17 protein-coding genes and 1 tRNA gene are annotated in these 13,156 nt (G+C 64.7%); 6 read left to right on the forward strand and 12 right to left on the reverse strand.

Annotated elements, in window-relative coordinates; translation table 11 throughout:
• Nucleotides 1-556: 556 nt before the first annotated feature.
• The 3 genes from AC3B6A_RS19715 to AC3B6A_RS19725 form a co-directional block, all read right to left on the reverse strand.
• A complete protein-coding gene (locus tag AC3B6A_RS19715; protein WP_488398792.1) occupies nt 557-766 on the reverse strand; it encodes a hypothetical protein in 210 nt (69 codons plus the stop codon).
• A gap of 73 nt (nt 767-839) precedes the next feature.
• Nucleotides 840-1,610 carry an RES family NAD+ phosphorylase gene (locus tag AC3B6A_RS19720; protein WP_488398793.1) on the reverse strand — a complete coding sequence of 257 codons (771 nt, stop codon included), beginning with the start codon at nt 1,608-1,610 and terminating at the stop codon, nt 840-842.
• Nucleotides 1,611-1,979: an antitoxin Xre/MbcA/ParS toxin-binding domain-containing protein gene (locus tag AC3B6A_RS19725; RefSeq protein ID WP_488398794.1), complete on the reverse strand. Its 369-nt coding sequence runs from the start codon at nt 1,977-1,979 to the stop codon at nt 1,611-1,613.
• A gap of 255 nt (nt 1,980-2,234) precedes the next feature.
• On the opposite strand from AC3B6A_RS19725, the gene AC3B6A_RS19730 reads away from it, so the two are divergent.
• The 4 genes from AC3B6A_RS19730 (at nt 2,235) to AC3B6A_RS19745 (ending at nt 4,184) form a co-directional block, all read left to right on the forward strand.
• Nucleotides 2,235-2,642 (forward strand): RcnB family protein, encoded by a 408-nt coding sequence (locus AC3B6A_RS19730; protein WP_488403647.1) that lies wholly within the window; start codon nt 2,235-2,237, stop codon nt 2,640-2,642.
• Nucleotides 2,643-2,763: 121 nt separating this feature from the next.
• On the forward strand, nt 2,764-3,246 hold the full coding sequence (locus AC3B6A_RS19735; RefSeq protein WP_488398795.1) for a GreA/GreB family elongation factor: 483 nt from the start codon (nt 2,764-2,766) through the stop codon (nt 3,244-3,246).
• A gap of 136 nt (nt 3,247-3,382) precedes the next feature.
• Nucleotides 3,383-3,724: a carboxymuconolactone decarboxylase family protein gene (locus AC3B6A_RS19740; RefSeq protein WP_488398796.1), complete on the forward strand. Its 342-nt coding sequence runs from the start codon at nt 3,383-3,385 to the stop codon at nt 3,722-3,724.
• A 97-nt stretch (nt 3,725-3,821) separates the two neighbouring features.
• Nucleotides 3,822-4,184, forward strand: coding sequence for a hypothetical protein (locus AC3B6A_RS19745; protein ID WP_488398797.1), 363 nt, complete (start codon nt 3,822-3,824; stop codon nt 4,182-4,184).
• Nucleotides 4,185-4,269: 85 nt separating this feature from the next.
• On the opposite strand, the gene AC3B6A_RS19750 is transcribed toward AC3B6A_RS19745, so the two are convergent.
• The 7 genes from AC3B6A_RS19750 to dapA form a co-directional block, all read right to left on the reverse strand.
• Entirely contained in the window at nt 4,270-5,418 is a 1,149-nt protein-coding gene (locus AC3B6A_RS19750; protein ID WP_488398798.1) for a GGDEF domain-containing protein, read from the reverse strand.
• A gap of 263 nt (nt 5,419-5,681) precedes the next feature.
• Nucleotides 5,682-6,347, reverse strand: a complete 666-nt coding sequence (locus AC3B6A_RS19755) for a PIN domain-containing protein (RefSeq protein ID WP_488398799.1) — start codon at nt 6,345-6,347, stop codon at nt 5,682-5,684.
• Nucleotides 6,348-6,576: 229 nt separating this feature from the next.
• Nucleotides 6,577-6,666: transfer RNA gene (locus AC3B6A_RS19760), tRNA-Ser, on the reverse strand.
• Between the two features lie 95 nt (nt 6,667-6,761).
• Nucleotides 6,762-7,472 carry a phosphoribosylaminoimidazolesuccinocarboxamide synthase gene (purC, locus tag AC3B6A_RS19765; RefSeq protein ID WP_488398800.1) on the reverse strand — a complete coding sequence of 237 codons (711 nt, stop codon included), beginning with the start codon at nt 7,470-7,472 and terminating at the stop codon, nt 6,762-6,764.
• Between the two features lie 30 nt (nt 7,473-7,502).
• On the reverse strand, nt 7,503-8,261 hold the full coding sequence (locus AC3B6A_RS19770; protein WP_488398801.1) for an MBL fold metallo-hydrolase: 759 nt from the start codon (nt 8,259-8,261) through the stop codon (nt 7,503-7,505).
• Nucleotides 8,200-9,390 carry an NlpB/DapX family lipoprotein gene (gene bamC, locus AC3B6A_RS19775; protein WP_488398802.1) on the reverse strand — a complete coding sequence of 397 codons (1,191 nt, stop codon included), beginning with the start codon at nt 9,388-9,390 and terminating at the stop codon, nt 8,200-8,202. The genes AC3B6A_RS19770 and bamC overlap by 62 nt, the downstream gene beginning before the upstream one ends.
• 13 nt (nt 9,391-9,403) lie before the next feature.
• Nucleotides 9,404-10,282, reverse strand: coding sequence for a 4-hydroxy-tetrahydrodipicolinate synthase (gene dapA / locus AC3B6A_RS19780; RefSeq protein ID WP_488398803.1), 879 nt, complete (start codon nt 10,280-10,282; stop codon nt 9,404-9,406).
• Nucleotides 10,283-10,453: 171 nt separating this feature from the next.
• On the opposite strand from dapA, the gene AC3B6A_RS19785 reads away from it, so the two are divergent.
• The gene (locus tag AC3B6A_RS19785) at nt 10,454-11,011 is read left to right on the forward strand and encodes a glycine cleavage system transcriptional repressor (RefSeq protein ID WP_488398804.1); all 558 of its coding nucleotides are present in this window, start codon (nt 10,454-10,456) and stop codon (nt 11,009-11,011) included.
• Between the two features lie 10 nt (nt 11,012-11,021).
• Nucleotides 11,022-11,495 carry a peroxiredoxin gene (locus AC3B6A_RS19790; RefSeq protein WP_488398805.1) on the forward strand — a complete coding sequence of 158 codons (474 nt, stop codon included), beginning with the start codon at nt 11,022-11,024 and terminating at the stop codon, nt 11,493-11,495.
• A gap of 53 nt (nt 11,496-11,548) precedes the next feature.
• Here AC3B6A_RS19790 and AC3B6A_RS19795 read toward each other — a convergent pair whose 3' ends face one another.
• A complete protein-coding gene (locus tag AC3B6A_RS19795; RefSeq protein ID WP_488398806.1) occupies nt 11,549-12,628 on the reverse strand; it encodes an AI-2E family transporter in 1,080 nt (359 codons plus the stop codon).
• A gap of 56 nt (nt 12,629-12,684) precedes the next feature.
• Nucleotides 12,685-12,936: a sulfurtransferase TusA family protein gene (locus AC3B6A_RS19800; protein ID WP_488398807.1), complete on the reverse strand. Its 252-nt coding sequence runs from the start codon at nt 12,934-12,936 to the stop codon at nt 12,685-12,687.
• Nucleotides 12,937-13,156: the final 220 nt, after the last annotated feature.

Genomic DNA, 13,156 nt, shown 5'->3' on the forward strand with positions numbered 1-13,156 from the left:
TGCAGGCGCCAGGCCAGCGCCGCCATGGGCAACAGGCCGGCAAGCGCGCCGAGCAACAGGGCGGAGAGGTCGAGGGGCATGCGGTACTCCGGGGTGTGACAAACGATCGCGCAATACTAACAGCCGGCTACCTTGCGACGCCTTGCCACCTGTAAAGGCCCTGGAACAGGGCTCCTGAGCAAGCGCTCGGGACAATCCACAGAAGCTGTGGATAAGTTGGTGGAAAACGTGATGAAAAAGCGCCCCACCCCCAGTGAAACGGGGGCGCATGACAGATTGGCGATTTTTTCACCAACGTAAATTATCCTTATTTTTCAATAAGTTATAAAAAGCAAGAGAATCAGAAAAATGACTGGATGCAATATTACGGGGGCTTGACAGCGCGCATCGGCATTGTGCACAAGTGCGCGCCAAGCGAGGGCCGACCGCCCTGAAACAGGGCGGTGGAAAGGTCGGTACGAGGTGGAAAGCGAGAGGAAACCGGGTCAGCCGGGCGAGGCCCGGGCCGGCATCCGGGTCATCCGCTGCGGGTCAGATGGCGGGAGTATCAACCGTCTCATACCCATTCCATCCGCTGGGCGCGCCGCCGTTCGGGCCGGGCGGCCTTGGGCGGATTGGGCAGCAGCGCCGCCTGCCGCTCGGCGTCGCAGGCTCGCGCGAAGACGCGTTCAGCCGCGCCGCGGCTGCCGCAGTCGAAGAAGAACTGATTCAGGTAGACCCGCCAGCGGCGACTGTCGCTGGGGTGGACGGCTATCCGTATATCCATGTGGCACTCCCTGCGTAACCATCCCGCACCTTACACCGCTGCCCGCGACGACATGCCGCGGCACGACGGACGGTCAGGCGGGATACGGGAGGCGCCCGTCCACCAGGAATTGCCCGCGCGGGAACAGCCGCGGCGTATCCGGCACCTGGGCGTGCTTGAAGGCGACGTACTCCGCCGTGGTCTCGCACAGCCAGGGCATCAGGTTGCGCGGACGCTTCTCGGTGAAGGCCGAGGGGGCGAACAGCGCCACGTTCACCCCGCCGTTCGGGCAGCGCGCCGAGCGGTATTCGAACGCCTCGACCCCGGCCTCGCGCATCGCGCTGCCCAGGCCCTGGGCGACGCGGTAATCCGACGGATCGCGCAGCGCCGGCTCGTACTCGCGGAACGGCGGCAACTGCAGGCGCACGCCGCGCTGCACCTGGAAGCGCGCCTCGAACGAGGCGTGCTCGGAGAGAATCCGCCCGCTCGGCGGCGGCACGCTCATCCCCTCCCAGAGCACGAAGCGGTAGAAGGCCGACTCCGCCATCGCCGTGTCCAGCTTCAGCGCCGCGTAGAACAGGCTCGGCTCATGCCGCCGGCCGAAGCGCGAGCCCCAGCGCAGCGGCGGATAGCGGAACGGCGTCTTCAACAGGTAATGCAGGTGCTCGGCGGGCGGCGGCACGCGCGGCTTGCTGGTTTCCAGCAGTTCCTCCAGCAGTGCCTGCTCGGCCAGGGTGTCCACCAGTTGCAGCGTGGCCACCTGGCCCTGGCTTTCCACCAGGCGCACCAGGCGCCCGCGGATGGGGCTGACGACCGATTCCGGCGCATGCCTGGCCCAGATGCGGGCGCCCGTCTCGAAGGACATTCAGACCTTGCCCCGGATGGCGTCCAGATACTCGACCACCGCCACCAGCCCCTGCACCTGCTCCATCAACTGCAGCGGCACGCCGCTCAGGTGACGGTTCTCGGTGCGCAGGAAGTGGCGCATGTCCTCCAGGTTGCCGCCGAACAGGGCGAACAGCGCGCGGTAGACCCGCACCAGCAGCAGGGCCAGCTCGCCGGTCTTGCTGTCCACCCGCAGGCCGCCCTGCTTCCAGCGGCTGACGGCGCTGCGGTCCACGCCGACGATGGCGGCCAGTTCCTGCTGGGTCATCGCCAGGTGCTCGCGGGCGGTCAGCACGGCCTTGGCGAGGACGGCATCGGCAGCCGGGTTGTCCTTCAGCAGCGCGCTCACGGTGAAACTCCTCTTGGTGTATTTACTGCAAACATAGCATCAAATGCTGCAACCGCACAAAGTACGTCCGGCCGTATCTGCCGGCGCAACGGCCGCTGCCCGGGAACCGAGAGGACTTGAAAATTCTTTACAAGACATTTACTTAGCCTTGGCGCTCGTTGACGCGGAGCTGCGGTCTCATGAACTGCCCGGCTCGCCCGGACGATGAAAGCAGGAAATACGCACCGGCGAGGCCGGATGCACCAGGAGAACACCATGAAGAAGTCCGCCGCTCTGCTCTGTGCCGCCCTGACGCTCGGCAGCCCCCTGGCCAGTTTCGCCCAGCCCGGCCCGGATCATGGCCCGTACCGGCAGGACAACCACGGGCCGCAACAACACCGGGGCGACCATGACCGGCAAGTGCGCCACGACCACGCCGACCCGCGTTACTACCGGGACCCGCACTTCCGCCCACATGCTGGCATGCCGGTACCCCATCGCGACTGGCATCGTGGCGTCGTGGTGGTGCCGGTCTACCGTGGCGACCGCTACTGGGTCACCGACTGGCGAGCGCGCCACCTCTATGCGCCGCCGCGCGGCCATCGCTGGCTGCACGTCAATGGCGACTACGTCCTGGTCGACACCGACAACGGACGGATCGCCAACATACTGGCCGGCTATTGATCGCAACGTGGCAGGTGCTGGCATTGACCAGCCAGCGCCGCCGCGGGGAAGTCCTGAAAGGTTCTTCGCAGACGCCGGCAAAGGCCCTAGGATAGGCGCCTTTCATTCCACTCCCGTCGCCATGGACAAGAAATTCGTCTACCAGCTGATCCTCGCCCGCCTCGCCGAAGACCTCGACGTCGCCGTGCGCGCCGCCCGGACGGCCCACGAGACCGCGACCCACGAAGAGAACATCGCCGAGAACAAGTACGACACCCTCGGGCTCGAAGCGGCCTACCTCGCTGCCGGCCAGTCGCGCCGCGTCGAGGAAATCCGCCAGGCACTGTCGCAGTTCGAGAACCTGCAGCTGCGCGACTTCGACGAGCAGTCGGGCATCCAGACCAGCGCCCTGGTGCAACTGGTCAACGACCACGGCCAGCAACGCTGGGTGTTCCTCGGCCCGGATGCCGCCGGCCTGAAGGTGCAGCACGAAGGCAGCGAAATCCTCGTCATCACCAGCCGCGCGCCGCTGGGCAGCGCCCTGCTCCACCGCCAGCCCGGCGATGAACTGGAAGTCGGCCAGGGCAACGCGCGGCAGCGCTACGAGATCCTCGACGCCTGCTGAGCCGGCCGCACGACACGCCCCGGCGGCAGTCGTGCGCACCGATGAGAAAATGAGCGGAACAGACAATCTCCCGCCAACCGGCTGACGCAGGCTAAGCTTCAAGGCCAACCCCAACCGGCCTCCAAGGAGAGACACCATGCTGTTCAACTGGTCCGAATACGTGCCCGCCGTGAAGAAAGCCTTCGGCGCCCTGGGCAAGAAACACCCGAAAATGATCGCCGCCTACCAGGCCCTCGACGCCGCGGCCGCCGACGGCGACGCCCTGGACGCCAAGACCCGCGAACTGATCGCCATCGCCGTGGCCATCACCACCCGCTGCGACGGTTGCATCGGCGTGCACACCGAGGCCGCGCGCAAGGCCGGCGCCACCGAAGCCGAGATCGCCCAGACCCTTGCCACCGCCATCGCCCTGAACGCCGGCGCCGCCTATGTCTACTCCCTGCGCGCCATGGAAGCCTTCGAGCAGGCGCAGAAATAAGCCGCAGCCCGCGACGCCCCGGTGTCGCGGGACTGCCCCTTTCCCGATCGTCAGCGATGGGTTATCTGTGGGGCCCGTCCACCACGCCCCGGCCGCCATGCCCCACAGCCCCACTCACCTCAGCGCCTGGAAACTCACCCTCGCCATCGCCGCGGGCATCTGGCTCGGCTGCATGGCCGTGGCCGCCACCGGCTGGCTGATCTGGCGCGATATTCCGCCCTTCCTGGCCGCTCGCCCCGCTGCGCCACCCGCTGCCGCCCCGGCGCCGCACAGCAATGAAGAGATGTTCCAGCAATACCTGCAACGCCAGCAGGCCGTGCAGGAGCAGCAGAATCGCGAGATCGAGAAAGCGGGGCAGGACAAGCGTTTCAACAGCACGCCTTGCCAGTTCTGGCGGCAGCAGTATCAGGCGGAGCCGAGCCAGAAGAATCGGGAAAAGATGGATGGGTACTGCGGATGACGAGGGCGGCAGGCGAGCGGATTGAAGCCTTGTCCCTCCGGAGTGGTGGAAGGCGCCACCGGTTGGATAAGCCCTGCGCCTTAACCTAGGCCTCGCCCTGCAAGGAAAGATTTCCCTCCACCCGCGAAGGGGCGATTTCCACGCGGTTTCGCCCCTTCGACTTCGCCGCATACATCGCATGATCGGCACGGCGCATCAGGGAAGACAGACTTTCCTCGCCCACTTCGGCAACCGCCACGCCGATGCTCACCGTGGGCATTACCAGGCTTTCCCCCAATTCGCAGCGCACCCGGGCAATGGCCACGCGCAGTCGCTCGGCCGCCGCGCCGGCTTGATGGGCGGTCGTTTCCGGCATCAGCACGGCGAACTCCTCGCCGCCCAGGCGCGCCAGGCAATCGTTGGCTCGCACCGTTTCCTCGCAGGCCAGGGCCACCGCCTTGAGCACTTCGTCGCCAGCGAGGTGCCCGTGGGTGTCGTTGACTTGCTTGAAGTGGTCGATATCCACCATCAGGAGCGCAAGCGAGGACCGGTATCGCGCCGCGCGCTGCAGCTCCAGGCAGCCCGTGTCGACGAAGTGCCGACGATTGCGCAAACCCGTCAGCTCATCGCACTTGACCTGCTGTTCGAGCCTGCGGATGAGCTCGTCATTACGCTGCCTGAGCACCAGTGTTTCCGTGGTATTGGCGTGAATCTTCAGGCCAACCAGGAGCATCAGGACGATATAGAACCAGCCGAGCGCCGCCAGCCCGAGACTGAACAGACTGCCATCGAGCAATGGCGGAGCCAGCAGCGCCACCGTCGGTGCGGCCAGGTCGGAAAAGAGCAGCAGGCGGTGCGGGTTGCTCATGACCACGGTCAGCGAAATCAGCCCCACATGCACCAGCATGACGAACATCAAACTGGCGATATTGCCTGGCACGTAGGCCCACACCACGATGGACGACCACAGGACCATGTGGACGCTGTGCGCCAAGGCGATCCTGCGCGCCCAGTACTTCTCGCTCCGCAGGCTAGGCTTTGCGCGGCGAAAGCGGAGATAGACGCTGACGTACATGGCAATGGTGGCGACCTCGAGGGTAGCCCATAGCACGGCCTGCCAGACCGGCACCCACAAGGTCAGCAACGCCGCCACCACGATGGTCAGTGGCAGGGCCAGGTAGCGGTCGTGCAGGTGATTGTCGACGTACAGCTTGAGTTGGTGAAGACGCACACCAGCATTCTGAAGGTCGTCCATGTTTCTTCTCGAATGACGTCTACACGAAGGTTGGGACCACTGGCAGCTCGCCAGTCTGGCGCATCATCGCACGCAGATCGTCGCCTCAAAAGAAGATCATGGAGACTCCGCTGGAGCCGCCATGCCGCGGGTATTCGGGTGGGTTGCCAGCGTTCGGCTGCGTCGCGTATTTCCACGCAGCCTTGCCCGCGCCACAGATCAATGCATGCGGAGGATGGACAGGCAGAGCAGAAGGAACACTTTAGTGCTCATCCCTGACGAAACTAGAGGTGATCAGGCAGCGAGTAGGCAACCTTCTCGCCCTTCACTTTGACGTAGCCCTTCTTCTGTAGCTGCTGGTACACGCTTTCAGCGCAGGAAAGCTCGACCTCTTTTCCCAGCGTCGAGTGAATGGTGTTGATGAGTTTCTTCACGGTTCCCGGCTTGGCGTTCTTCCGGCGAATCAGATCGTCTACCGCCCGCTTGAGATGCTCGGCTGGCTCTTCGCTCTGTCTGTCCGAAGGCGCTTGCTGGGCATTGGCCGCGGTAGCAGCGAGCGTCGCTTGCAGGGCCGGCAGTGCCTTGAAGCAGGGCATTGCCTCGATGCTTGCCGAGCGCATCGCGAAGATGCCCTTGCCCTTAAGGTGCTTGAGAAGCGGGTCGAAACCCTTATCAGCGGAAATGATGTGGAAGAACGCCGTGGGATCCTCCAGCGCAAGCCGGCCCAGATAGTAGGCGATGTGGAAGTCGAGGGCGTTGGGACTGGAGGTTTCCAGCTGGATGTACTCGGCGCGCTCCCCCAGCCGCTGCATGGCCACGACCAGTTCGGTGGGGAGTTTCGAGTTATTCGGACCAAGGAAAACCCGCAGGCGGAAATGCAGGTCCTGTAACAGCTCCAGGGACTTTACCGGGATGTTCTCGTAGTCGATCAGAACGTAGTTCGTGCGCATCCTTGCTTCCTGGGCTTTCAAGCTCAGGCGATTGTGCGGCAGCTCTGGCGGGAACGAAAGTGAAAGTCCACCAGCCTGTCTACTGCGTCTGAAAGGGCCGGGGCCCGGAAAGGAGATGTGGAGGGATCAAGCGGGGTGTGGGAGAACGGGTTTTGGCCCAATTGAGCAACCCCGGAAAAGACAAAGCCCCTGAAATTCCTGGAATTTCAGGGGCTTCGGCCATCTGTAATGGCGGAGAGATAGGGATTTGAACCCTAGGAGCCATTGCTGACTCAACGGATTTCGAATCCGTCCCGTTCGACCACTCCGGCATCTCTCCGTGCGGCGCGCATGATACCAGCTTGAAGTCCGAACGCGAAGCTTTGTTTTCGGATTTTTTTGCGTGGTATCAGGCGCTTGCGTGCGCTCGTCGGATCAGAGCGGCACGCCCAGGCGGCGAGCCACTTCTTCGTAGGCCTCGATCACGTCACCCAGGCCCTGGCGGAAGCGGTCCTTGTCCATCTTCTTGCGGGTTTCCTTGTCCCACAGGCGGCAGCCGTCCGGGCTGAACTCGTCGCCCAGGACGATCTTGCCGTGGAACAGGCCGAATTCGAGCTTGAAGTCCACCAGTAGCAGGCCGGCGTCGTCGAACAGCTTGCTCAGCACCTGGTTGACCTTGAAGGAGTAGGCCTTCATTTCGGCCAGTTGCTCCAGGGTCGCCCAGCCGAAGGCCTGGACGTGGGATTCGTTGATGAAGGGGTCGCCCAGGGCATCGTTCTTCAGGAACAGTTCGAAGGTCGGCGGAGTGAGCTGCAGGCCCTCTTCCACGCCCAGGCGGCGCACCAGGCTGCCGGCGGCGTAGTTGCGCACCACGCACTCGACCGGGATCATGGCGAGCTTCTTGACCAGCACTTCGTTGTCCGACAGCAGGGCGTCGAACTGGGTCGGGATGCCGGCGGCTTCGAGCTTCTGCATGATGAAGGCGTTGAACTTGTTGTTCACCATGCCTTTGCGATCGAGCTGCTCGATGCGCTTGCCGTCGAACGCCGAGGTGTCGTTGCGGAACAGCAGGACGAGGCGGTCGGCGTCATCGGTGGTGTAAACCGACTTGGCCTTGCCGCGATAGAGTTCTTCGCGTTTTTCCATGATGGGCTCCGCTTGCTTGAATGGATGGGCTCAGGCGATGGTGCGCCAGTCGAGTCCCGAATGCTGATCGGCCACCTGCAGCCAGTCCGGGTCGCACCCGAGGGTGTCGACGAAGCTTTGCCGGGCCAGCTGCGGCGAGTTGTTCTTTTCGCTGAGATGCGCCAGCACCAGGTGCTGCAGGCTTTCCCAGCCCAGCTGCGCCACCAGTTCGGCGGCCTGCCGGTTGTTCAAATGTCCCCACTGGCCGCCGACGCGGGCTTTGAGTGGGTAGGGATACGGACCGCGGGCCAGCATGTCGGTATCGTGGTTCGCCTCGATGATCAACGCATCGAGGCCACGATAGCATTCCAGCACCTGCGCCGTGGCAGCTCCCAGATCGGTGAGCTGGCCAAAACGCTTCCGGCCATCGGAAAACACGTACTGCAGGGGCTCCCGCGCATCGTGGGAAACGCTCACCGCAGTGACTTCCAGGTCTTTCAGCTGCAGGCGGTCGCCGCCCTTGAGCAGCCCCGCCGCGTCCACCGGCTTGCGCATTCCCTGCAGGGTGCCGGCGCTGAGGTAAACGGGTATTCGATGGTGCCGGGCCAGCAGTTCGACGCCATGGACGTGATCGGAGTGCTCGTGCGTGACGAGTATCGCGTCCAGTTGCCCGGGCTCTACGCCCAGGCGCGCCAGACGGCGGATGGTTTCACGCAGCGGGAAGCCGCAATCGATCAGTATCCGGGTGTCAGAACTGCTCACCAAGGCCGAATTGCCCCGGCTTCCGCTCCCCAGTACCGCGAAGTGCACTGCGCATACTCTCCTGGAGTTTTTCCAGCACGCCCTGCGCGACATCAGCCGGCGCGGAGGTGTTGATGTCTTTGTCGACGGTGATCTGCACCGTGTTGTTCACGCTGGTCAGGCGAAGCTGGTAGCGCTGCGCCTTGGCGTCTTCCTCTTCCTTGGTCTTCTCGCCGCCGCCGAACATGCGGCTGAAGAAGCCAGGCTGTTCTTCGTCCGGCTTCTTCGCGCCTTCGGCGATGTTGAGGTAGTACACGCCCAGGCTGCGGTTGAGGTCGTCGACGCGGATGTCGGCGCGATCCAGCGCGCGGCCGACGCTGACCCAGGCGCGGTCGAAGTCGGAATCCACGGTGAGTACCGGGTTGCCGCTGCCGTCCTTGCTCAGCTCGGCGGTGCCGGGCGTGTCGTAGGCCGAATGCGCGGCGAGCAGCGAGACGGAACCGCCCTTCTCGGCGCTGGTGGCCATGCTCGCCAGCATTTCGTCGAGCAGCGCGGCGTCCAGGCTCGGCACGGCCGGCTTGGACGGCCAGTCGGCGCTGGCGGTGCTACCGGCCGGGCGGGTTTCGCTCAGCACGTAGACTTCACTGGTGTTGGTTTCCACGCCCGGCTCGATGCGCACGCGCACGCGCGCTTCGCTGTCGGGCTCGACGCCGGAGACGCGGCTGCTCAGACGGCGCGCCAAGGGCGCGGAGAGCTGCGAGAGCGGCTGCCAGTTGGTGCTGAATTCGCCGGTCTGCGGGCGCTCGTCGGCGATGGAGAAGCCGTTGTCCTGGAAGAACTGGTGGGCCACCGGCCAGACTTCAGCCGGCGGGCGCTGGGCGATCAGCCAGCGCGAATCGCCACTCTTCTGCAGGCTGAAGTCGCTGACTTCGCCGGAGCTGGCCAGCGCCTGCGGGCGCGGCACTTCGAACTCGCCTTCCTTCTCGGTACTGGTGGCGACGTTCATGGGGATCGGCAGCAGCGGATCGAGCGGTTTGCTCTGCAGGCCTTCGGGCACGTTCATCGGTGCCGTTTCGCGGGCGTTGAGGTAATCGTCGCCGCGGTCGCGGAAATAGCCGTCCGGACCCCACAGCCAGCCGCAGCCGGAGGTGTTGCCGATGACCAGGGCGAGCGCAGTCAGTCCTGCCAGTCGCTTCATGCGAGGGAGCTCCTTAAGCCAGCACGCCGGTCTGGCGCATGGCCTGACGCAGCGGTTCGTGGCAACGCGGGCTGAGCCAGGTCAGGGGCAGGCGGATGCCTTCGGGGATCAGACCCATTTCATGCAGGGCGAACTTCACCGGAATCGGGTTGGATTCGATGAACAGGGCCTTGTGCAGCGGCATCAGGCGGTCGTTGATGGCACGGGCCTCGGCGGCATCGCCACGCATGGCGGCGGCGCACAGGTCGCTCATGGCGCGCGGAGCGACGTTGGCGGTCACCGAGATGTTGCCCTTGCCGCCCATCAGCATCAGTTCGACGGCGGTGGCGTCGTCGCCGGAATAGACCAGGAAGTCCCGGCCGACGCGGTCGAGCACTTCCTTGCCGCGCTGCAGGTCGCCGGTGGCTTCCTTGATGCCGATGATGTTCGGCACCTTGGACAGGCGCTCGACGGTCTCCGGCAGCATGTCGCAGGCGGTGCGGCCCGGGACGTTGTAGAGGATCTGCGGGATGGCCACGGCTTCGGCGATATGGCGGAAGTGCTGGTACAGGCCTTCCTGGGTCGGCTTGTTGTAGTACGGGGTCACCAGCAGGCAGGCGTCGGCGCCGCCGCTCTTGGCGGCCTCGGTCAGCTCGACCGCTTCGCGGGTGGAGTTGGCGCCGGTACCGGCGATCACCGGGATGCGGCCATTGACCTGGTCGACCACGCGACGGATCACTTCCAGGTGCTCGCTCACGTCCAGCGTGGCCGATTCACCCGTGGTGCCGATCGCAACGATGGCGTTGGTGCCTTCCTGCAGGTGGAAGTCCACCAGCTTCGCGAGGCTGTCCCAATCCAGTCGACCCTGAGCATCGAAGGGGGTGACCAGCGCCACCATACTGCCCGCAATCATGCAACCGCTCCTGCCGGAAAAAGAAAGCCGTAATGGTACTGTCGCCACCGGCCACGCACAAGCTGACAGCAGCGTCCCGCGAGCGTCCAGACATTCCCCTCATCGGCGCTTTTCGCTACCCTTCTTCCTTTGTCGATGCGGCCCGCTGGCCGCCATTCCCAGGAAAGCTGCATGTCCACCTCTCACCCTCGTGAACAATTTCTTCTGATCAGCGCGCTGGGCCCGAACCCGATGGAGCTGACCAGCGTGCTGTGCCGCACCTGCGTCGATAACCGTTGCTCGGTGATCAGCAGCCGCTTGACCCGCCACGGCGAGTTCAGCGCGCTGGTCCTGCAGGTCGCCGGCAGCTGGGACGCACTGGCCCGCCTGGACGGCGGCCTGCCGGCGCTGGCCAAGCGTCATGGCTTCACCCTCAGCGTCACCCGCAGCAACGCCCACGTCACCCGCGCCCAGGCGCTGCCCTACGTGGCCTACGTCAGCGCGGTGTATCGCCCGGATATCCTCAACGAGCTGTGCCAGTTCTTCATCGATCACCACATCGAGCTGGAGAACCTCACCTGCGACACCTACCAGGCGCCGCACACCAATACCAGCATGCTCAACGCCACCATCACCGTGACCCTACCGGCCGGCACCCAGATCAGCTGGTTGCGCGACCAGTTCCTCGACTTCGCCGACGCCCTGAACCTGGACGCGCTGATCGAGCCCTGGCGCCCGCAGCACCCTTAAGGAGAGCCCCATGGCCGTTGAACTGAACAAAGCCGTCGCCGATTTCCAGGCCCAGGCCACCAGCGGTGTCGACTTTCGCCTGTCGGCGCTGAAGGGCCAGCAGGTCGTGCTGTACTTCTACCCCAAGGACAGCACCCCCGGCTGCACCACCGAAGGGCAAGGCTTCCGCGACCGGATCGAGGATTTCGCCAAGGCCAACACCGTGGTCTTCGGCGTGTCCCGCGACGGCATCAAGTCCCACGAGAACTTCAAGGCCAAGCAGTGCTTCCCCTTCGAGCTGATCAGCGACAAGGATGAGGCCATCTGCCAGCTGTTCGACGTGATCAAGCTGAAGAAGCTCTACGGCAAGGAATACATGGGCGTGGACCGCAGCACCTTCCTGATCGACGCCAAGGGCGTGCTGCGCCAGGAATGGCGCGGCGTGAAAGTGCCCGGCCACGTCGACGCCGTGCTCGCCGCGGCCCAGGCGCTGAACAAGGCCTGACCCGCCGGACCATGAAAAAAGCCCCGCACTGCGGGGCTTTTTCTTTGACCGTGTCACATCAGCGGACTGACCTGTCGCTCCAGCTCCGGGTGCCGGGGCCAGGCATCCAGCACCGCTTTCACCAGCGTCGCCAGCGGAATGGCGAAGAATACCCCCCAGAAGCCCCACATGCCGCCGAACAGCAGCACGGCGCAGATGATCGCCACCGGATGCAGGTTGACCGCCTCGGAAAACAGCAGCGGCACCAGCACGTTGCCGTCCAGCGCCTGGATGATCGCGTGCACCGCCATCAGATAGAGGAACTGGTCGCTCCAGCCCCACTGGAACAGCGCGATCAGCGCCACCGGCACGGTCACCACCACCGCGCCGATGTAGGGCACCACCACCGACAGGCCGACCAGCAGGGCGAGCAGCGCCGCGTAGTCCAGCCCCAGTACCACGAAGGCGATGTAGGTCGTCACGCCGGTGATGAAAATCTCGATGACCTTGCCGCGGATGTAGTTGGCGATCTGCTGGTTCATCTCCTTCCACACCTGCTTCATCAGGCCACGCTCGCGCGGCAGGTAGCGGTGGAACCAGAGATAGAAGCGGCGGCGGTCCTTGAGGAAGAAGAACACCAGGATCGGCACCAGCACCAGGTAGATCATCACGTTGACCAGTACCGGCAGCCCGGACAGCGAGAAGGTCAGCGCCCACTGGCCGAGCCGGCCCAGCTCGTCGCGCGCCGCCTCGACGGTGCGCAGCACCTGCTCCTCGGTGACCATGCCCGGGTAGCGCTCGGGCAGCATCAGCAGCGTCGCCTGCCACTCGCCAAGCATGCGCGGCAGCTCGTTGAGCAGGGTGAACAGCTGCTTCCAGACCAGCGGCACCAGCACCAGCAGGAACACCGCGAGCAGCCCCAGGAACAGCGAATAGACCAGCCAGACCGCGAACAGATGCGGCATGCGCAGGCGCTCCAGCACGCCCACCATGCCCTGGATCAGGAAGGCGATCACCATCGCCGCCAGCACCGGCGCGAGCATCCCGCCGAACGCCAGGATGACGGTGAACCCCAGCACCAGAATGACCGCCAGCACTATCGCCTCCTCGTCGGAGAAATAGCGCTGCATCCAGTCCTGCAAAACCTTGAGCATGGAAAGACCTGCGAAACGAAAGGGCTAGCGTTCCGGTCACCCGGAAACCTGAGTGGCTACTTCTTGCGCAGCCAGTAGCGGTAGACGCCGGCCTCGACCTCTTCACGCAGCAGCGAATGCCCGGCGAGCTCGGCGAAGGCGCGGAAATCCCGTTGCGACCCGGCATCGGTGGCGATCACCTTGAGCACCGCGCCACTGGGCAGGCGGTTCAGCTCGAGCTTGGCCTTGAGCAGGGGCAGCGGACAATTGAGACCGCTGGCATCCAGCTCCGCGTCACAGGCGGGGACGGGCGGTTTGGAATCAGACATCGAAACGAACTCCGGGAATGGCCCTCAAGAATACCGAAAGCCTTGGAAAAGTAACCAGGACCCGCTACCTCCTCCGCCCCGGACCAGCCCACCAGCCTCGCGGCCTGGGACCCAGGCCACAGGCAAAATGGCGACATAGCTTTGCGCCACCGTTGCACCGCGCGACCTAGGCATCGGCAATGCCGTACGGCTAAAGTAGAGCCTTTCCCGGAACGAGCCC

The sequence above is a fragment of the Pseudomonas sp. B12(2026) genome (assembly GCF_057767015.1).

Coding starts and splice junctions, on each gene's coding strand:
- AC3B6A_RS19715 (WP_488398792.1), bottom strand. CDS start 766: ATGGATATACGGATAGCCGTCCACCCCAGCGACAGTCGCCGCTGGCGG.
- AC3B6A_RS19720 (WP_488398793.1), bottom strand. CDS start 1,610: ATGTCCTTCGAGACGGGCGCCCGCATCTGGGCCAGGCATGCGCCGGAA.
- AC3B6A_RS19730 (WP_488403647.1), top strand. CDS start 2,235: ATGAAGAAGTCCGCCGCTCTGCTCTGTGCCGCCCTGACGCTCGGCAGC.
- AC3B6A_RS19735 (WP_488398795.1), top strand. CDS start 2,764: ATGGACAAGAAATTCGTCTACCAGCTGATCCTCGCCCGCCTCGCCGAA.
- AC3B6A_RS19740 (WP_488398796.1), top strand. CDS start 3,383: ATGCTGTTCAACTGGTCCGAATACGTGCCCGCCGTGAAGAAAGCCTTC.
- AC3B6A_RS19745 (WP_488398797.1), top strand. CDS start 3,822: ATGCCCCACAGCCCCACTCACCTCAGCGCCTGGAAACTCACCCTCGCC.
- AC3B6A_RS19750 (WP_488398798.1), bottom strand. CDS start 5,418: ATGGACGACCTTCAGAATGCTGGTGTGCGTCTTCACCAACTCAAGCTG.
- AC3B6A_RS19755 (WP_488398799.1), bottom strand. CDS start 6,347: ATGCGCACGAACTACGTTCTGATCGACTACGAGAACATCCCGGTAAAG.
- purC (WP_488398800.1), bottom strand. CDS start 7,472: ATGGAAAAACGCGAAGAACTCTATCGCGGCAAGGCCAAGTCGGTTTAC.
- bamC (WP_488398802.1), bottom strand. CDS start 9,390: ATGAAGCGACTGGCAGGACTGACTGCGCTCGCCCTGGTCATCGGCAAC.
- dapA (WP_488398803.1), bottom strand. CDS start 10,282: ATGATTGCGGGCAGTATGGTGGCGCTGGTCACCCCCTTCGATGCTCAG.
- AC3B6A_RS19785 (WP_488398804.1), top strand. CDS start 10,454: ATGTCCACCTCTCACCCTCGTGAACAATTTCTTCTGATCAGCGCGCTG.
- AC3B6A_RS19790 (WP_488398805.1), top strand. CDS start 11,022: ATGGCCGTTGAACTGAACAAAGCCGTCGCCGATTTCCAGGCCCAGGCC.
- AC3B6A_RS19795 (WP_488398806.1), bottom strand. CDS start 12,628: ATGCTCAAGGTTTTGCAGGACTGGATGCAGCGCTATTTCTCCGACGAG.
- AC3B6A_RS19800 (WP_488398807.1), bottom strand. CDS start 12,936: ATGTCTGATTCCAAACCGCCCGTCCCCGCCTGTGACGCGGAGCTGGAT.